Source organism: Clostridium sp. 1001271st1 H5, from assembly GCF_005845215.1.
Lineage (GTDB): Bacteria > Bacillota > Clostridia > Lachnospirales > Lachnospiraceae > Enterocloster.
Window position 1 is genome coordinate 145,705 of sequence record NZ_SPHO01000003.1, and the last position, 19,955, is coordinate 165,659.

Here is a 19,955-nt window from a genome sequence, read left to right on the forward strand (position 1 = left end):
GCTGAAATGGCGGGGCCGAAATGATGGAGGCCGAAATGACGGAGGCCGGTAAAGGGCACGCAACTGTGAACGGAGGATTACTACTTTCCATGAAGGATATCAGTTATGAAATATTAGATTTATTGAAACAATACGGAAGCAGTCCTGAGGGCATCAGGAGGGCCCTGGACAATGAGTCCAGGCCGGAGGTGCTCCATGCGCTGTCTGATATAAGGGAAAATCTTTTGGAATGGCTGGATTTTACGGGCAGCCGGGAAGTGCTTCAGATTGGCTCGGGCTATGGTGTTCTGACAGGGCTGCTGGCGTCCAGGTGCGCCCATGTGACGGTTATGGACCAGGCGGATGAAAACCTTGCCGTAAACCGGGAGCGCAACAAGGATTACAGCAACATTACCTACGGTTTTAGGGCGGATGCAGAGGAAAGCCGGCCAGGACCGTCCTATGACCTTGTGGTCATTGCAGGACTCAGGGAAGGCCAGGAAATCCGGGATGCGGCTGCTTTTGGCGCTTCCTTTCTGGGACAGGAGGGACGCCTGGTTATTGCCTGTGAAAATGCGCTGGGACTCAGGTACCTGGCAGGGGGGAACCATGAGGAAGGTTTCTGTACCAGAAGGCAGGCAGAGGAAGCCTGCCGGAGTGCAGGGCTTACCCAGGCGGATTTTTATTATCCCGTACCTGACCACAGAATGCCCATATCAGTCTACTCAGACCGGTACCTGCCGGGAAAGGGGGAAATCACCAGCTCCTCTGTCTCCTATGACAGCCCCCGGTATGCCTGCCTCAATGAGGAGGAAGTGTTTGACCGGCTGATTGAGGAAGAGGATTTCGGCCGGTTTTCCAATTCCTTCCTGATTATAGCCTCCCGGGACGGCGGACAGGAGAATACTATTTTCGCAAAATATAACCGTACCAGGAGGGAAGAGTTCCGGATTCGCACCAGCATACGGGAACTGGAAGGGGAACGCCGGGTGGAAAAGGCTGCTCTTGGCAGGGCAGGGAGCCTCCATATCCTTTCCCTGAGAAAAAAATACCAGCAGTTAAGCCGGCTCAATCCCAGAGTCAGAATCCTGGAGCCGGAGATATCCGGGGACGGCAGTAAGGTGGAGTTCCGGTATCTGAAAGGCATAACCCTGGCAGAGCGTCTGGGGCAGGGCATCAGGGACGGCAAGGCGCCGGTGGAGGACATTAAGGCAGGGCTTGCGTTCCTCTATGATGTGCCGGAGGACCAGATAGTTCCGTTTACTGTGACGCCGGAGTTTACAGATATATTTGGAACGGTTCCTGATTTAGAGGATTTTTCCTATAAAGTAAGCAATATTGACGGGCTTTTTGAGAACCTGATGATAACAGAAATGGACGGGCGTGAGCAGTTATACTGTCTGGATTACGAATGGGTTTTTGATTTTCCGGTTCCGGCCCGCTTTGTACAATACCGCAATCTGGCTTATTTCTATTATAAGTACCAGGGCCTGATGTCATATTCTTCCCTGGAAGAATTTTTACAGGAGTTCGGCATAGGAAGCGGGCTTGCGTCCGTGTACGCATCCATGGAAGCCTCCTTCCAGTCCTATGTCCACGGCGACCCTGACCAGGGATACCTGGTAAATTACCAGCAGAAGGTTACGACCCTGGATGAGCTTAAGGAGACGGACCAGGCTCTCTCACAGGCAAGGGAGCGTATCAACCAGCTTCAGGCGGAGGTTGAGGAAAAAAATCTTCAGATTCGCAAGGAACAGGAGGTTCAGCGCCTTACCAATAACCATGTGGCGAATCTGGAAGTGATGATTAAGGACCTGCGCCATGAAATCAATGAGCTGGGCAAGCTGGCCACCTATCTCAACGGACATGAGGCCCTTGTGTTCAAGGCCCGCCGTAAGCTGGGAGCCCAGGTCAACCGGGCGTTTCCAAGGGGCACCCGTAAACGCAAGATACTCAACTACTGTTATAACACAGTGAAGCATCCGGTGCGCTACGGCAGGCTGTACGCCACCAAAGAGGGGCGCAACCAGATAGACGGTGATTTTAGGATTGGAGGGGAATATCTTAAATACGGCAGGCTGGTATTTCCACAGGTGCCTGGCAGGGGAGAATATATAACTTCAGGGCAAGGCGCCGGAACATGGGACGGACCCATGGTTTCCATTGTGATTCCCTGTTATAATCAGGTGCACTATACCTATGCATGCCTCCAGTCCATCCTGGAGTTTACAAAGGATGTAACCTACGAGGTCATTATCGCCGATGACGTATCAACCGATGCCACGGCAGAACTGGGGCGGTACGTGGATGGGCTTGTAATCTGCCGGAACGAAACCAACCAGGGGTTCCTGCGCAACTGCAACCAGGCTGCAAAGGCTGCCAGGGGAAAATATATCATGTTCCTCAACAATGACACCAAGGTGACAGAGGGCTGGCTATCTTCCCTGGTGGACCTGATTGAGTCCGATTCCACCATTGGCATGGCCGGCTCCAAGCTGGTGTACCCGGACGGGCGTCTCCAGGAAGCCGGAGGCATTATCTGGAGCGACGGTTCAGGCTGGAATTATGGCCGCCTGGATGACCCGGACAAGGCAGAATACAATTATGTAAAAGATGTAGACTATATATCAGGAGCAGCCATCCTTCTCAGCACGGCGCTGTGGAAACAGATTGGCGGCTTTGACCAGCGGTTTGCCCCGGCCTACTGCGAGGATTCGGACCTGGCCTTTGAGGTGAGAAAGGCCGGATACAGGGTTGTTTACCAGCCTCTGTCCAAGGTCATCCACTTTGAGGGTGTTTCCAATGGTACGGATGTAAACGGAACCGGCCTGAAACGCTACCAGGTGGAAAACAGTGAAAAATTAAAAGAGAAATGGGCGGAGGAATTTAAAAAGCAGTGTGTCAACACCGGAAATCCCAACCCGTTCAGGGCCAGGGAGCGCAGCCAGGGGAAGCAAATCATCCTGGTGGTGGACCACTATGTGCCCACCTTTGACAGGGATGCGGGGTCCAAGACAACCTACCAGTACCTGAAGATGTTCCTGAAAAAGGGCTATGTGGTGAAGTTCCTGGGTGACAATTTCCTTCATGAGGAGCCCTATACCACCACCCTTCAGCAGATGGGAATTGAGGTGCTCTACGGAGATTCCTATGCAGCAGGCATCTGGGACTGGCTGAAGGCCAATGGCGGCGAAATATCATTTGCATACCTGAACAGACCCCATATTGCCTCCAAATATGTGGACTTTATAAAAGATTACACCAAGATGAAGGTGATTTACTATGGCCATGACCTGCATTTTCTTCGTCTGGGAAGGGAGTATGAGCTGACTGGTGATATCAGCATCAAGAGGGAGGCGGATTACTGGAAATCCGTGGAGCTGACCATGATGCACAAGGCAGCCATTTCCTATTATCCCTCCTATGTGGAGATTAACGCCATACATGCCATTGATGGAAGTATTCCTGCAAAGGCCATCACGGCCTATGTCTATGACACATTCCTGGATAACATACAGGACGACTTTGCAAAGAGGGAAGGGCTGCTGTTTGTAGGCGGTTTCGCCCATCCGCCCAATGCGGACGCAGTGCTGTGGTTTGCCAGGGAAATATTCCCGCTTATACGCAGGAAACTGCCGGACGTAAAGTTCTATGTGGTGGGCTCCAAGGTGACAGATGAAATCAAGGCCCTGGAGGAACCTGGAAATGGAATAATCATCAAGGGATTTGTGAGCGAGGAGGAGCTGTCCCGGCTCTACGGCCAGTGCAAGGTTGTGGTGGTGCCGTTAAGATACGGGGCAGGCGTGAAGGGCAAGGTAGTGGAAGCCTTATACAACGGAGCGCCCATTGTGACCACATCCACAGGAGCAGAGGGGATTCCCTTTGCAGATACAGTGCTGGAGATAGAGGACCAGGCAGAGCTGTTTGCCGGGAAGACCGTGGAATTATATCAGGATAATGAACGTTTAAGCCGGCTCTGCCGTAAAACCCAGGCGTATATAAAGAAGCATTACAGTCTGGACGGCGCCTGGAAGGTGGTGGAGGGAGACTTTCGTGAAGGCAGTGAGCGGCGCGGTTAAGTAAAGCCGGACATCCGGCGGGCCGTGTGGTGCGCCCCACAGCCAGCGGCCTGGCGTACCGGCATGATTCGGGAATAACCATGTCAGGCCGGGGAATGTTGTTCCCGGTAATCGTATAGGAGGAATTTTAGAATGCAGGCTATTTTGTTGGCCGGAGGTTTGGGGACCAGGCTTCGCAGTGTGGTGAGCGACAGGCCCAAGCCAATGGCGCTGATTGAGGGAAAGCCTTTTATGGAATATGTAACCCGTGAGCTGGTACGTCACGGGATTACGGATATTGTCTTTGCTGTGGGCTATAAGGGGTCTATGGTGGAGGAGCATTTTGGAGATGGGGCTGCTTTTGGGTTCCATGGGTCCTATGCTTATGAGGAGACGCTGCTGGGCACGGCCGGCGCCATAAAGAATGCCGGCAGGTTCATTACGGAGGATTGCTTTTATGTGCTGAATGCGGATACATTTTACCAGATTGATTATACGCGGCTTTTGAGACAGCAGGACAGCCAGAATCTGGATATGGCCCTGGTTCTGCGTAAGGTGCCGGATGTTTCGCGGTACGGCCAGGCAGTTCTGGACCGGGACGGTTTTCTGACCGGGTTTAACGAAAAAACAGAGAAGACCAGGGAGGGAACCATCAACGGAGGCATTTACCTGATGAAACGCCAGTTGTTGGACCAAATACCGGAGGGTAAGGTGTCCCTGGAGAATGATATGATTCCCAGATGGCTGTCAGAGGGAAAACGGCTGGGAGGCTTTGTCAATGACGGGTATTTTATTGACATAGGAATTCCGGAGGCGTATTTCCAGTTTCAGGATGATGTGAGGAATAAAGTCGTTGTCTGATAATGGATTTATTCCGGGAGATATCGTTTAAACGATTCTTTTCAGAAGATAAATGCAGGACAGAGAGAGGAGACATATATGGTAATCAGAGGAAGGGCGCCTTTGAGGGTCAGCTTCGGAGGCGGAGGTACGGATGTGGCACCATTCTGCGAGGAGCAGGGAGGGGCCATCATTGGCAGTACCATCAATAAATATGCCTACTGTTCCATTGTGCCCAGGGAGGACGACCAGATTGTGGTTCATTCCCTGGACTTTGATATGACAGTGAAATATAACACCAGCGAAAATTATGTGTATGACGGAAGACTGGATTTGGTAACCGCGGCTCTTAATGCCATGGGAATTGACCAGGGCTGCGAAGTGTACCTTCAGTGCGACGCGCCTCCCGGCTCAGGCCTTGGAACCTCGTCCACTGTCATGGTGGCCATGCTTACTGCCATGGCCCGCTGGAAGGGTGTGATGATGGATGCCTATGCCCTGGCGGACAAGGCTTACCAGGTGGAGCGCCTGGACCTGAAGATTGACGGAGGGTACCAGGACCAGTATGCGGCTACCTTTGGAGGATTCAATTTCATTGAATTCCACGGACGCAACAATGTGGTGGTAAATCCCCTGCGCATTAAAAAGGATATCATACATGAGCTTCAGTATAATCTCCTTCTCTGTTATACGGGAAAAATCCATGTCTCTGCCAATATCATTAAGGACCAGGTGCAGAACTATGAGAAAAAGGATGCCTTTGAGGCCATGTGCGAGGTAAAGGCCCTGGCCTATGCCCTGAAGGATGAACTGTTAAAGGGGAATCTCCACAGTTTTGGCAAGCTTCTGGACTATGGCTGGCAGAGCAAGAAGCGTATGAGCAGCAAGATAACAAATCCTCAGATTGATGAACTGTATGACGAGGCCCTTAAGGCCGGCGCGCTGGGAGGCAAGCTTCTGGGAGCCGGAGGAGGAGGCTACCTTCTCATGTACTGCCCCTACAATGTGCGCCATAAGGTGGCTGCCCGTATGGAGCAGGTGGGCGGACAGCTGGCGGATTGGAATTTTGAACTGCGGGGCGCCCAGAGCTGGGTGGCGGATGAGTCCAGATGGCAGTATGACCAGGTGAAGGTCCATATGCCTAATGGAGAGTACAGGTTCAACATTTAAGAAAGACAGAAGCAGCAAAGCGGAATGAACATACAGGATGGACGGATATTATGGAGCGAGTTGTATTTTTGGACCGGGACGGCACATTAAATGAGGAAGTCCACTACCTTCACCGTACTTCGGACCTTAAGCTCCTTCCGGGAGTGCCGGAGGCACTGCGGATGCTTAAGGAGGCAGGGTATTGTCTGGTGGTTGTCACCAATCAGGCAGGAGTGGCCAGGGGATACTATGGTGAGGAGGACGTAAAAAACCTTCATGTCTATATGAACCGTATCCTGGAGGCACAGGGGGCATCCATTGACGCATTTTATTATTGCCCCCATCACCCGGAGCACGGAACCGGCCCATATAAGAAGGAGTGCAGCTGCCGCAAGCCGGGAACCGGCATGTTTGAGATGGCGGGCCAGCGGTTTGCGGTGGATAAATCCCGCTCCTTTATGATAGGGGATAAGCTGCTGGATGTGGAGGCAGGACATAATTACGGCCTCACCGCCATATTGGTGGGAACCGGTTATGGAAGCGGGATACACAGCCGGGAAGAAAAGGAAGGCATACCTCCGGTTTATGATTATTATGCGGAGGACCTTGTGAAGGCAGCCCGGTGGATTATTGAGAAAGGACAGGCAGACTAAGGATGAGAGAGATGGAGTATCTGGAAGAGTTAACCAGCCGGTATCCGGTTCTGGAGGCAGTGAAGGGCCAGGTGCTGGCTGCCTATGAAATCCTGCGTGATTGTTACGCGGGCGGCGGCAAGGTACTGATAGCAGGAAATGGCGGGAGCTGTGCGGACAGCGAGCACATAGTGGGCGAACTGATGAAGGGTTTTGTCAAACGCCGCCCTGTGTCCGGCGAATTTGCGGCTGCGCTAAGGGAAGCAGATGCAAATCGCGGGGAGGAGCTGGCATCCTGCCTCCAGGGAGGACTTCCGGCAATTGCCCTCACGGGTCATGCGGGACTGTCAACCGCATTTCTTAATGATGTGAACGGGAAAATGATTTATGCACAGCAGTTATACGGCTATGGAAAAAAGGGGGATGTATTTATCGGCATTTCCACCTCGGGCAATGCTGAGAATGTGATGTATGCTGTGGCTGTGGCAAAAGCATCCGGCATCAGGACCATTGGCCTTACGGGTAAGAACGGCGGGAAGATGGCGGAAGCCTGCGACTGCGCCATTGTGGTGCCTGCTGATGAGACATTCAAAATACAGGAGCTGCACCTCCCCATTTACCATGCCCTGTGTCTGATGCTGGAGGAACATTTTTATGAAGTATAAGCACGTATTTTCCATATGCGCCTATCAGGACTCGCCTTATTTGGAGCAGTGCATCCGTTCCCTTAAGGCCCAGACCGTGCCTGCTCATATTATCATCTGCACCTCCACTCCCAGCGCCTACATTGACCGGATGGCCTGGAAATACGGTCTGCAGGTATATGTGCGGCAGGGGGAGAGCAATATAAAGGATGACTGGAATTTTGCCTATTCCATGGCAGAGGGCGAACTGGTGACCATTGCCCACCAGGACGATATGTATCACCGGGAATACAGCGCAAGGCTTCTGGCAGCCCATAAGAGATATCAGGATATGACGGTTTTCACCACGGATTATGTGATTGTCAAGCAGGGAAGGCTCATAACAGGAGATGCAATGCTGTGGATTAAGCGGATTCTGAGAATGCCTCTGCGGTTTCCGGATTTCAACGACAGGGCCTGGGTAAAGAAGCTGGCCTTTGTCCTGGGAAATCCCGTATGCTGTCCTGCCACCACCTATCACAAGGCGGTGCTGGGTGAACCGTTTGTGCGTTCGGAGTACAGGTTTGCCCTGGACTGGGACAACCTTGTGAGGCTGGCAGAGACGCCCGGGCGTTTTATCTGTGACGAGCGGCCCCTTCTCTATTACCGGGTCCATGAGGATGCCACCACAAAGGCATGTATAAGGGACAACCGCCGGTTTGAGGAGGAACGGGAAATGTTCTGCCGTTTCTGGCCGGAGCCCGTGGCGGACATCATTATGGGCTTTTATAAAAAGGCCTATGGCGAATATGACTGAAAGATACAGGGATAAGGATTGGCTGCATGGAAACTGGTAAAAGAGATAAAATACCCGCAATCATCATAGGGGCGGCAGGGCTGGCGGTCCTGGCCGTGACCGTGCACAGTGTGCTTCTGCGGGGCCCGTTGGTGCCGGTGCTCCGTAATCCCCGGACCCTTTTTATGATGGCGGAGGTGGTCCTTGTGTTTTTGTGGAACCTGCTCTGTCTGGCCGGGGGCAGAAGGGGAAAGCCAGGGCCGTGCCCCGGAATGGGTGCCAGGACGCTGGGACTGGCAGCAGGAGTTATCCTGTTTACATGGTGCCACCGTATTTTCCTGCCCATGTTGGTGTCCGGCATATATATGGGGGTACTGATACTGGCAGGGAGGCAGCTTCTCAGGCTGCTGCTGGAGAGAGGACATACACCTGTCCATATACCTTTTCCGCAGAAGACGGCTATGTGCCTTGTGCTGGGAAGCGCCCTGTGGATGGTTCTGGTGTGCCTTGTATCCCTTACAGGACACGGCGGGCTGATGCTGTGGAGGGGATTGGCGGCAGCTATGGCTATTGGGGCTGTTGTAATGGAAGTCCTGCAGGTGCGAAAAAATAAGCGCGCGTTTTCCCTGTCATGGCAGGATGCTGTGAGGAAAAACAGACCTGGGGATAAGAGGCGGAGCATTGGCAGTGCTGCCTTACTTGCCTTTATCATCACCATGGTTCTGATTCAGGCAGGCCGCATGAATATTGAACTGGACTATGATTCCCTTCACTATGGCCTGCGTTCCGCCTATGTCCTGGATAACGGAAAGGGAATTTATGAAAATCTGGGCATGATTAACCTGGTTTATACCTACAGCAAAGGCCTGGAAGTCCTGGTGCTCCCTCTGAGCGGGACACCCACCTACGGATTTGTCCTGGCCTTTTCCCTTTGGTGTACCGTGGGAATCCTGCTTTTGTCAGCCGGCATAGCGGGACGGTACTGCGGACGGGAAAAAGGAATATGGGCAGCAGCTGTTCTGGCAGCCATTCCGGGAATCATGAATATGGCTGCCACTGCAAAAAGCGACAACATAACGCTGCTGCACCAGCTCATTATATATGATTTTATCTGCTTTGGGCTTTGCAGCGGGAGACAGGGCAGGAAATCCGGCCCGTCCGCAAGTACGCCCTGGCTTCTCATGGCTGTGAGCACCTATCTGCTGACGCTGGTGTACAAGCCCACGGCGTTGGTGTTTTCCACGGCTCTGGGCGGGACGGCCCTTTTATGCCTGATTCTTACCCGCCGCTTCACCTTCGGCTGCAGAAGAGGCTGGCTGCTCCTTCTGGTTCCGGCAGCAGCAGCAGCCGGATTGTGGTACCGCACATGGCTTTTCACCGGTGTGCCGGTGACATCCATATTTGCGGGGTTTTTTGAAAAGGCCGGATGCCGGGTAAAATACCCCTATACCTTCACGCATGTGATTGGGGACCCGTCTGCCCTGACCGCAGAAGAAAAATCAGCGCGTCTGTGGGCACGGGTGCAGGGAATTCTGTTTGCCCCGGTATCAGAGGACATGGCTCATGTAATCATTGCATGGGGAACCGGAATTGTGACGGTTTTTCTGGTCATATGGCTCGGCGCTGCATGGAAGGCCGTCAAGGAACGGCATGCTGCCGGAGCGCGGGGAGGGAAGGCGCAGCCAGACGGTTTGAACCAGCCGGACGAACTGAACCAGCCAGGCGGCTCCCAGGGTTTTCTGAACTTCTTTGACTGTATTCTTATTCCGGTTCTGGCCCTTGGTTCACTGGCAAGTATTTATACGCTGTACCAGGTTGACGGAAATTATTTTATTCTGTTTTACGCTTTACTGGCCGTCAGCGCGCTGCGGATGGGAAGCGGGCAGAACTGGGGAGGCGCGGTCAGACGGTCCGTGTCCCTGGTGCTGGTTTTATTTTTTGCGGTGAATACAGCGGTGACCTGTACCACGGGCTGGGCGGGAGAGCCGGGTTTCACGCCTGTGAGCCTGCGTCACATGGGCTATTACGACCACCGGAAGGAAATGCTTGACCGGAGAGCCAGGGAGGGGAACCTTACCCTGTCCTGCATGTTTACGCCCAGGAGCCGCGTCCTGGCCTTTGGCAGGCATCCCAGGGTCCTGGATTTGCCCTGCAGCGTCCAGAGCTATTATGATGTGACAGGCAGCGGGGGGAATGTGTACCTGGTAAAGCGGCTGGCATACTTTGAGGAGTTCCTTAAATACGCCGGTACAGAGTATTTTTTTGTGGAAGCCGGATACCTGGCAGGACAGGACAGGGCTTTGCAGATAATTGAGGATATGATTGCGGAGGGAAGCCTTTCCGATATACGCTATGAGTGGGGCAATATGACGGCCAGAGTTACCCTTGACGCCGGACCTCCGGATGATTCGGAGCAGGCCCTGAAGGAATTCAGGGAGAACTACAGCATGACGGAACTTGATTGACAGCCAGAAGGAGGCGCATACATTGGAGGCAAAAGAGAGTACGAGGACCAGGATTGGGTTCTCCAGGATGGAAAAGAAATATGAGTGGAAGGACCATGTGATATTCATGGGACTGCTGCTAGCCATGGCAGTGTGGGTCAACAGGGGAATTGAAATAAAGGGCTTATACATGGATGACCTGTATTTCTGGTCCTGCTACGGGGAGCAGAGCTTCCTCCAATATGTGTTTCCGGTAGGCAGCACCCGATTCAGATTCCTGTATTATCTGGCTGCCTGGCTGGAGATGGCAGTGGTCAGAAACCATGTGGGATGGTTTGTTCCCTTTAATATTCTGCTGAACGCAGCAGTGGCCTGGAGCATATATTTCATTGGCAGAAGGCTGTCCCGGGCAAAGGGTATCGGCTTTCTCTGCGCCTCCATGTTTCTTATCAGCCGCATGGCCTATTACCAGATAGGCCAGGTGCTGGGGCTTATGGAGACCATGGCCCTGTGGATGGCCATTTTGGTTCTCTGGTATCTGTTCCGGTATCTCAATGAAAAGGACAGTCCGGTATGCTTCTATATTTCCTGCCTGCTTTATTTCGGGGTATGCTTTGTACATGAGCGCTACATGGCCCTGTTTCCCCTGCTTCTCCTGGTCCTTCTGTTTAAGAAGAGCAGGAAACTGTGGGAATGGGGAGCGGGTCTGGCCTCCTTCCTCCTGGTTCAAATCATACGGGCCTTTACCATTGGAAGTATACTTCCCGCGGGCACAGGGGGCACCCAGGTGGCGGATACCTTCAGCCTGTCGGATACCTTTAAATACGCATTGAGCCAGATTGCTTATGTGTTCGGCATCAATGCGGGACCGGAACATCTCAACGGCTGTCCATGGGGGCAGAGCCCTCTGGCGGTCAAGGGTCTGGTGCTTCTGGCAGATGCAGCCATTGCAGTCATTGTCCTGGCATTTGCTGCGAAGCTGGTGAGGGAGAAACGGAAGGAATACAGGGTCAGGATGCTGAAGAACAGCGCCCTGTTCATTCTGTTTACCGGACTCTGCATTGCATCCTCCAGCGTGACCATACGGGTGGAGATGCGGTGGGTGTATGTATCGCTGGTATCCGCGCTTTTGTTTCTGGCGTATATGTATGGGGAACTGACAGAGGGCGTGAAGCCGGAGCTGTACCTGAAACGGCTCTGGCCCTGGGGCGCTGCTTTTGCCTGCTATGTGGTATTCATGCTTCCGGCGGAGCTTTATTACCGGGCAGACTATCCCAAGCTGTATCTCTGGCCCAACCAGCTGCGGTATAATTCCCTGGCTGAGGAGACCTATGGAAGATACGGGGATGATATATTCGGCAGGACCATCTACATCATAGGGGACAGCTATGAGATGAGTGATTTCACGGCCAGGACCTTTTTCAAGGTATTTGACAGGAACCGGGCAGCGGAAGGCACCAGAGTGGAGTTCATAGAGAGCATCCGGGACATCGGACTGGTGGACGACCGGATGCTGGTGCTGCGGGAGGACCCGGACCATGATGGGTTCCAGGATATTACAGAGATTGTAAGGGAAATGAAGCTCCAGGTGGATTACGGTTACTACGGCGATGACTGGATGGATGAACGCGCCAGCCTGACTGTCATGGCCGGTGAGACAGGCATGATTGACCTGGAGGTGGTGTATCCGGGCATCATGAGCGGCGGAGAGGCTGTGAAGATTACAAAGGATAAGGATGAACCCCGCTACCTGCCGGTACGGTCTAACGTTGTAAATACAACAATCCAGGCCGAGCCATGGCAGATGGTGCACCTTACCTTTGAGTATAATTTCTATATGCAGAATGCCCAGGAACAGAGGGGTGAGGACAGGCTGGCTGCCATTGTGCATATGACGGTCAGATAAGAACATAGTCCGGTAAGGACGGAGAAAACGGGAAAGGGGCAGGATAACCATGAATGCAGAACGAAACAGGAAAATCATATATTGGCTTCTTCCTCTTGCAGGCATCCTGTTCTGCCTCTGGTACGTAAAGAACGCCACCTGCGACGTGGTGTACTCAGACTACATCCGGCTGGTGAACAGCTACCTGCCTGATGTGTGGAATCCGGAGAAATTTTTTGTGCCGGATGTGCTGACACGCATCCCGGTCAATTATCTCTGCCGTATTGTCAATGTGGAGTTCTTTGGTTTCACCATAACCCTGGAACGGGTGCTGGGAGTGGTGAGCTTAGGACTGGCAGGCTGGGTATTTGCAGCCTATTGCAGTGGCAGAAAGGTGGGATGCCTCTGGTTTGCACTGCTGATGGCAGTCATGTTCAGCCTGAATAAATGGGAGATGATTACCAATGGAAGCGGCTGGTCCCATTTCTTTGCCTTTGCCTGCTTCTACTACCATGAGCTGGTCCTGGACCGGGTATGGGCAGGGGAGGAAAAGAAAGGTGACCGCGTAAAGCTGCTTGTGCTGCCGTGGCTCATTATACTGGGAACGGCCGGACCTTACTGTGCGGTTTATGCTGCCACACTGCTGCTTTCCTACGGATTCTGCATGGTCATGGACCGGTTGGGAAAGAATGAAGGCCGGACATACGGTTCCTGGGATATGCGGTATCTGGCCTGCATGGCCTGCACCCTGGTTCCCCTGCTTCTGTATATGCTGAGCAATTCCATGGCAGTGGAGGAACATGCCGGAGCCACGGGACGTTCCCTGGGTACGATTCTGGCGGAAAATCCCACATTTCCCATCCGTTTTCTGCTGAAGTCCTTTGCAGGGGTTCTGGTGGGAGGGGAGGAACTTCAGCGTTTCATGGAAAGCGGCCTGCTCAGCAACCGGATGTGTTATGTCCTGGGCTTGTTTGTGGTCTGCGGCTATCTGCTGGCGTTGTGGCTTAATTTCCGGTTCCGCCTGTATGAGAGGACCATCATGCCCCTGATGCTTCTGGCAGGAGGCGGTATGAACCATGTAATCATCTTTATTTCCAGGTATATATTTGAGAAGGAAAGCTATGCCTTAAGTTCCCGCTATGCCCTGCAGTTCCAGGTGGGAATACTGGGTATCGTACTTACCTTTGCACTTGTATGGCAGATGAAGGGGAGGACAAGCCGGGGATACCGGTGGGTCATGGCACTATTCTGCCTTGCAATCCTTATGGGAAATGGTTATACTACTTATCGTGAGATTCAGAAAGCGCCCAGCAGGGAGGAAAGCTTTGAGAGAAAGGCACATCTTGCCCTGGAGGTCCCCGGAATGAGCCGGGAAGAGCTGCAGGACAGGGGCGGGGAGCTGGAAAGAGAGTTTGAATACTACAAAGGACTGGATAAGATACAGAACGCGTTCCGGATACTGGAAGAGAACAGACTGAATGTGTTCCGGGAATAGGACGCGCCAGGAATGGAATGCGCCAGAAATGGAATATGGCAGAAATGGAATGCGGCAGAAATAAAATGTGTCGGAAATACAATGGAGGACAGAGATGAAGGTAGTAATTTTAGCAGGAGGTTTTGGTACCAGAATCAGCGAGGAGAGCCATCTGAAGCCAAAGCCAATGATAGAAATCGGGGGAAAGCCCATATTGTGGCATATCATGAAGTATTATTCGGAATACGGATTCCACGACTTCATCATCTGTCTGGGCTATAAGCAGTATGTGGTGAAGGAATTTTTTGCGGATTATTTCCTTCACACCTCAGACGTGACATTTGATTTGGCCAATAATAAGATGGAGGTCCACAATAACTACTCCGAGCCGTGGAAGGTGACTCTGGTGGATACCGGACTCAACACCATGACAGGCGGGCGGGTAAAGCGCATCCAGCCTTTTGTGGGAAATGAACCCTTCATGCTGACCTATGGGGACGGGGTGTCCACTGTGGATTTGAATGAACTGGTGCGTTTCCATGAATCCCATGGCAGGACAGCCACCATCACAACGGTCAACATTGGCCAGATGAAGGGGGTCCTGGATATTGATGAACATGATACGGTCCTTTCCTTCCGGGAAAAGGAAGATAATGACGGCGCTTTGATTAACGGCGGGTTCATGGTAATGAATCCTGAGGTATTTGATTATCTGGAAGGGGATTCCACTGTATTTGAGCAGGGCCCCATGCAGCGTCTGGCGGCAGAGGGACAGCTTAAATCCTTTTATCACAGCGGATTCTGGCAGTGCATGGATACCCAGCGGGAGATGAATAAGCTGGAGGGGCTGTGGCAGTCCGGTAAGGCGCCCTGGAAGATTTGGTAGGAGATGAATATTTTATGACGATGAAAGAATTGACGGACTTCTATAAGGGAAAGAAGGTACTGGTGACAGGGCATACCGGGTTTAAGGGGGCCTGGCTCTGCCGGATATTGACCCTGGCCGGGGCCCGGGTGACGGGGTATTCCCTTGAGCCGCCCACAGACCCAAGCCTGTTTGAAATTGCCGGGCTGGAGGATGTGATGGACAGCGTGATTGGCGATATCAGGAATCTTAAGGGACTTCAGGACGTGTTTGAACGGGTGAGGCCGGAGGTGGTGTTTCATCTGGCAGCCCAGCCCATTGTGCGGGATTCTTATAAGGACCCGGTGTATACCTATGAGACAAATGTTATGGGAACCGTGAACGTGCTGGAGTGTGTCAGGCTGACGGACAGTGTGCGCTCCTTCCTCAATGTGACCACGGACAAGGTTTATGAGAACCGGGAGTGGGAGTATGGCTACAGGGAATGCGACCCCCTGGACGGATATGACCCCTATTCCAACAGCAAGTCCTGTTCCGAGCTGGTAACCCACAGCTATCAGAAGTCCTTTCTCAGCGGCGGACGCTGTGCTGTTTCCACTTCAAGGGCCGGAAATGTCATTGGAGGAGGCGATTTTGCCAATGACAGAATTATACCTGACTGTATCAGGGCTGCTGCTGCAGGGAAAGATATTATTGTAAGGAATCCCCATTCCACCAGGCCCTATCAGCTGGTGCTGGAGCCTCTTTTGGTATATCTTACCATTGCCATGAAGCAGTATGAGGACGGCCGGTACCAGGGGTATTATAATGTGGGACCGGATGATAAGGACTGTGTGACCACGGGCCGTCTGGTGGACATGTTCTGCCGGGCCTGGGGCGAGGGCGTAACGTGGGTAAACCAGTATGACGGAGGCCCCCATGAGGCCAATTTCCTGAAGCTGGATTGTTCCAGGATAAAGTCGGTGTTTGGCTGGCGGCCCAGATACGGGGTGGAGGAAGCTGTACAGAAGACCGTGGAGTGGTCCAAGGCCTATCTGGACGGTGAGGACATGCTGGAGGTCATGGACCGGCAGATAACAGAATTTCTGTAACGGTCCGGACAGCAGGGAAACGGATGCGGGGGCATGGGCGTCTGAACTGTTACGAATTTTTTTGCAGAGAGGAGATATAAACATGGCTTTTGAACATAAAACAGAGACAGAAGCAAGACAGCAGATTCTGGACATGGTGGCCGAATACTGCGATACCTATCACAATAAAAAGGAACCCTTTCAGGAGGGCGACCGCATCCCTTATGCTTCCAGGGTCTATGACCATAAGGAGATGGTAAACCTGGTGGACAGTTCACTGGAATTCTGGCTGACCTCCGGCAGGTACACCGATGAATTTGAGAAGAAGCTGGCAGCTTATCTGGACGTGCGTTTCTGCTCCCTGGTAAACTCCGGTTCCTCCGCCAATCTGCTGGCCTTCATGACGCTGACCTCCCCCTTGCTGGGGGAGCGCAGGGTGAAGAGAGGGGATGAAATTATCACAGTTGCCTGCGGGTTTCCAACCACGGTGGCGCCTGCCATCCAGTTTGGGGCAGTGCCGGTGTTTGTGGATGTGACCATCCCCCAGTATAACATTGATGTGACAAAGCTGGAGGAGGCGCTGTCTGAAAAGACAAAGGCAGTGATGATAGCCCATACCCTTGGAAATCCCTTTGATTTAAGGACAGTAAAGGCATTCTGCCAAAGGCATGGCCTGTGGCTGGTGGAGGATAACTGCGATGCCCTGGGCACACAGTACACCATGGAAGAGGATGGGAAGGAAGTAACCCGGTTTACAGGTACCATCGGGGACATCGGTACTTCCAGCTTTTATCCGCCCCATCACATGACCATGGGCGAGGGCGGCGCCGTGTATACGGACAATCCCCTTCTCAATAAAATCATACGTTCCTTCCGGGACTGGGGCCGGGACTGCGTATGCCCCTCTGGCCGTGACAACATGTGCGGACACCGGTTTGACCGGCAGTTCGGGGAGCTTCCCCTGGGCTATGACCACAAATACGTATATTCCCATCTTGGGTATAATCTGAAGGCCACGGACATGCAGGCATCCATTGGCTGTGCCCAGCTGGATAAATTCCCCTCCTTTGTGGAGCGCCGCCGCCACAATTTCGACCGGCTGAAGGCAGGACTGGAGGGGACGGAAAATCAGCTGATTCTTCCGGAAGCCTGCCCGCATTCCAGGCCAAGCTGGTTTGGTTTTCTGATTACATGCAGGGAAGGCGTGGACCGCAATAAGGTGGTACGGTATGCAGAGGAAAAGGGCGTGCAGACCAGAATGCTGTTTGCCGGCAACCTGACAAAGCATCCCTGCTTTGATGAGATGCGTACAGAAGGCAGAGGATACCGCATTGCGGGCAGCCTGGACAATACGGACCGCATTATGGCCGACACCTTCTGGGTAGGTGTGTATCCGGGAATGACAGACGCCATGATTGACTATATGGCCCAGACAATTAAGGAAGCAGCGGAGTGTGTATAGGAACCGCGCGGTACCATAAGTATAAAGGGCAGGAGTACTGATTATGATGGAAACCTATGATATGAGCCGGGTTCATGAGGCTAACCTGACTATATTAAAAGAGATAGACCGGATTTGCCGCAAGTACAATATCCGTTACATGCTGGACGCAGGCACCCTCATAGGCGCTGTACGCCACAAGGGATTCATTCCCTGGGACGATGATGCGGATGTGGCATTTACCAGAAACCAGTATGAGGCGTTTATGAAGGTGGCTCCAAGGGAGCTGCCCGACACCATGGAACTGCTGGAACCGGACAGCTTCCGGGGAGGAAAGGCGTTTTATGATTTTACTCCCAGGATTATTTACAAGAAAAGCAAGTGCCATGAGGACAGCCCCGAAATGCAGTACTATGAGGGAAAGCTGAACCATATATGGGTGGATTTGTTTATTCTGGATAAGCTTCCTGCCTCTGTGACAGGGGCGGAATTCACCCGCTTCCTGCACAAGGCAGTGTATGGAATGGCCATGGGGCACAGGTATAAGCTGGATTTCAGCAAATACAGCCTGATGCACAAGATATTTGTGGGAGGACTGGCAGCCGTTGGACGCCTGGTGCCAATGAAGCTTATCTTTGCCATGCAGAGAGCGGCAGCCCTGAAGGACAGGAAAAGCAGGGGGAACCAGTGCTATTACAGCAACTATCAGCCTGATTACCTGTATGTGACTGTGGACAGGTCCAGCTGTGACCAGGTGGAGGATTGGGATTTTGAGGATACCCGTCTGATGATACCCAGGGGATGGCACCAGATACTGACAGAGGTGTATGGGAACTACATGGAAATGCCCCCGGAGGACAAACGGGTGCCCACCCACTCCAGCCAGCAAATCCAGATTTTTGATTAATGCAGTTTTCGGACACGCGTCAGGCTCCCGGGAAAGGATTACAGACAAAAGACATGGACAGGTTGTTATCGGTTGTGGTATCAGTCTACAACGAAGAAAAGGCATTGGAAGAATTTTACAGGGAAACCACAAAGGTATTGGGGCAAATCAGCTGGGACTATGAGCTGATTTTTGTCAACGACGGCAGCAGGGACGGAAGCCAGGACATACTGGACCGGCTGGCGGCAGCCGATAAAAGGGTCAGGGTGGTATGCTTTTCCAGGAATTTCGGGCATGAGGCAGCCATGATAGCGGGGCTGGATTACAGCCGCGGGGACGGCATCATCTGTATGGACGCAGACCTGCAGCACCCCCCGGAGTGCATCCCGGATATACTGGAGAAGTTTGGGGAGGGTTATCAGGTTATCAACATGGTCCGGACCAGGAACAAAACAGCAGGACTGGTGAAGAACATCACCTCATCCGGCTTTTACTGGCTTATCAACCGGATTTCAGATGTACATTTTGAGGCAAATGCCTCTGACTTTTTTGCGGTTTCGCGCCATGTGGCCCAGGTGCTGAAGGACAGCTACCGGGAAAAGGTGCGCTTCCTAAGGGGCTATGTGCAGAATGTGGGCTTTCAGAAAACCACCATTGAGTATGAGGCAAGGGCCAGGGTGGCGGGGGAGAGCAAGTACAGCATCAAGAAGCTGTTTGTGTTTTCCATCAATACAATCCTGTGCTTTTCCAATATGCCCCTGAAGCTGGGAATCTACGCAGGCATATTCTCGGCCCTGCTGGGTTTCCTGGTTATGATATACACCCTCTGCACCAGAAGAGGGGCTCCCAGCGGCTATGCCACTATTGTGGTGTTGATTTGCTTTATGTTTGCCATGATGTTTGTGATTATCGGTATCATCGGCGAGTATATTGCCATTCTGTTCACGGAGCTGAAGGACAGGCCGATTTATATTGTGGACCGGACGGAGAATATGGACGGCCGGGAATAAAAACAGGGACCGGGCAACCGGTCCCTGGCATTCTATACCAATTCTATTTCAATTCCCATACTTTCAAGTTTTTCTGCATACTCTTCATCCAGTTCCTTACCCACAATAATCCGGTTGATGCAGTCCAGCTGGCTGATATTAATGAAGGCGCTGGCCAGGAACTTGGTGTGGTCGCAAAGAAGGATGACCTCCTTGCCGGACTTAATATATTGTTTTTTTATATTTGTGTCGTCGGTTATATAGCTGAGCAGCCCCTGGTCCACATCCACGGCGTCAATGGAAAGAAAGGTCTTATTGACAGAGATGCTGCCCAGCATTTTTTCCGCAAAATACCCGTAGGTGGAATTAAAGCCTTTCCTGACCACGCCTCCCACCACCAGCAGAGTGACATTGGGAAAAATGCTTACCTCAGATGCAATATGCAAATCATTGGTGACCACGGTAAGGTCCGGTATGTCGCCCACAAGCTTTGCAAGCTCCAATACCGTGGTGCCGGAATCCAGTATGATTTTCTCGCCCGGACAGATATGTTCCCTGGCAGCTCTGGCAATGCGGGCCTTTTCGTCTGCATTGGATTCCTTTTTCTTGACAAAAGAGGGCTCCAGGGAGGCGTGATTCGCGGACATGGCGCCGCCGCGGGTCTTTTGAATCAGTCCCTGGCCGGACAGCTCCTCTATATCCCTTCTGGCGGTTGCCTTGGATATATTCAGCTGACGCATCAGTTCCTCTGATGTTACAATCTTTTCTCTGTTGGTTAAATCAACAATCGCCTGAAGGCGCTCTGCTTTCAACATGACAGTTCT

15 protein-coding genes are annotated in these 19,955 nt (G+C 52.5%); 14 read left to right on the forward strand and 1 reads right to left on the reverse strand.

Annotated features, from left to right (window positions below):
- Nucleotides 1-20 precede the first annotated feature (20 nt).
- The 14 genes from FGS84_RS05760 (at nucleotide 21) to FGS84_RS05825 (ending at nucleotide 19,152) form a co-directional block, all read left to right on the forward strand.
- Nucleotides 21-4,058, forward strand: a complete 4,038-nt coding sequence (locus FGS84_RS05760; protein WP_347563796.1) for a glycosyltransferase — start codon at nucleotides 21-23, stop codon at nucleotides 4,056-4,058.
- A gap of 132 nt (nucleotides 4,059-4,190) precedes the next feature.
- On the forward strand, nucleotides 4,191-4,898 hold the full coding sequence (locus FGS84_RS05765) for a nucleotidyltransferase family protein (RefSeq protein ID WP_138306722.1): 708 nt from the start codon (nucleotides 4,191-4,193) through the stop codon (nucleotides 4,896-4,898).
- A 78-nt stretch (nucleotides 4,899-4,976) separates the two neighbouring features.
- Nucleotides 4,977-6,047, forward strand: a complete 1,071-nt coding sequence (locus FGS84_RS05770; protein ID WP_138306723.1) for a GHMP kinase — start codon at nucleotides 4,977-4,979, stop codon at nucleotides 6,045-6,047.
- 50 nt (nucleotides 6,048-6,097) lie between these two features.
- Nucleotides 6,098-6,679, forward strand: a complete 582-nt coding sequence (locus FGS84_RS05775; RefSeq protein WP_138306724.1) for an HAD family hydrolase — start codon at nucleotides 6,098-6,100, stop codon at nucleotides 6,677-6,679.
- Between the two features lie 2 nt (nucleotides 6,680-6,681).
- Nucleotides 6,682-7,323: an SIS domain-containing protein gene (locus tag FGS84_RS05780; protein WP_138306725.1), complete on the forward strand. Its 642-nt coding sequence runs from the start codon at nucleotides 6,682-6,684 to the stop codon at nucleotides 7,321-7,323.
- Nucleotides 7,313-8,098 (forward strand): glycosyltransferase, encoded by a 786-nt coding sequence (locus FGS84_RS05785; RefSeq protein ID WP_138306726.1) that lies wholly within the window; start codon nucleotides 7,313-7,315, stop codon nucleotides 8,096-8,098. Before FGS84_RS05780 ends, FGS84_RS05785 begins: the two co-directional genes overlap by 11 nt.
- Before the next feature lie 26 nt (nucleotides 8,099-8,124).
- Nucleotides 8,125-10,542, forward strand: coding sequence for a hypothetical protein (locus tag FGS84_RS05790; protein ID WP_138306727.1), 2,418 nt, complete (start codon nucleotides 8,125-8,127; stop codon nucleotides 10,540-10,542).
- Between the two features lie 22 nt (nucleotides 10,543-10,564).
- Nucleotides 10,565-12,427 carry a hypothetical protein gene (locus tag FGS84_RS05795; RefSeq protein WP_138306728.1) on the forward strand — a complete coding sequence of 621 codons (1,863 nt, stop codon included), beginning with the start codon at nucleotides 10,565-10,567 and terminating at the stop codon, nucleotides 12,425-12,427.
- Nucleotides 12,428-12,476: 49 nt separating this feature from the next.
- The gene (locus FGS84_RS05800) at nucleotides 12,477-13,901 is read left to right on the forward strand and encodes a hypothetical protein (protein WP_138306729.1); all 1,425 of its coding nucleotides are present in this window, start codon (nucleotides 12,477-12,479) and stop codon (nucleotides 13,899-13,901) included.
- Nucleotides 13,902-13,995: 94 nt separating this feature from the next.
- Nucleotides 13,996-14,766 carry a glucose-1-phosphate cytidylyltransferase gene (rfbF, locus tag FGS84_RS05805; RefSeq protein WP_138306730.1) on the forward strand — a complete coding sequence of 257 codons (771 nt, stop codon included), beginning with the start codon at nucleotides 13,996-13,998 and terminating at the stop codon, nucleotides 14,764-14,766.
- Nucleotides 14,767-14,780: 14 nt separating this feature from the next.
- Entirely contained in the window at nucleotides 14,781-15,836 is a 1,056-nt protein-coding gene (gene rfbG / locus FGS84_RS05810) for a CDP-glucose 4,6-dehydratase (protein WP_138306731.1), read from the forward strand.
- An 82-nt stretch (nucleotides 15,837-15,918) separates the two neighbouring features.
- Nucleotides 15,919-17,277, forward strand: a complete 1,359-nt coding sequence (rfbH, locus tag FGS84_RS05815) for a lipopolysaccharide biosynthesis protein RfbH (RefSeq protein WP_138306732.1) — start codon at nucleotides 15,919-15,921, stop codon at nucleotides 17,275-17,277.
- A gap of 43 nt (nucleotides 17,278-17,320) precedes the next feature.
- Nucleotides 17,321-18,163 (forward strand): LicD family protein, encoded by an 843-nt coding sequence (locus FGS84_RS05820; protein WP_138306733.1) that lies wholly within the window; start codon nucleotides 17,321-17,323, stop codon nucleotides 18,161-18,163.
- A gap of 53 nt (nucleotides 18,164-18,216) precedes the next feature.
- Nucleotides 18,217-19,152, forward strand: a complete 936-nt coding sequence (locus tag FGS84_RS05825; RefSeq protein ID WP_138306734.1) for a glycosyltransferase family 2 protein — start codon at nucleotides 18,217-18,219, stop codon at nucleotides 19,150-19,152.
- A gap of 32 nt (nucleotides 19,153-19,184) precedes the next feature.
- Here the strand turns inward: FGS84_RS05825 and FGS84_RS05830 are convergent, their stop codons facing one another.
- The gene (locus FGS84_RS05830) at nucleotides 19,185-19,946 is read right to left on the reverse strand and encodes a DeoR/GlpR family DNA-binding transcription regulator (RefSeq protein ID WP_138306735.1); all 762 of its coding nucleotides are present in this window, start codon (nucleotides 19,944-19,946) and stop codon (nucleotides 19,185-19,187) included.
- Nucleotides 19,947-19,955 lie beyond the last annotated feature (9 nt).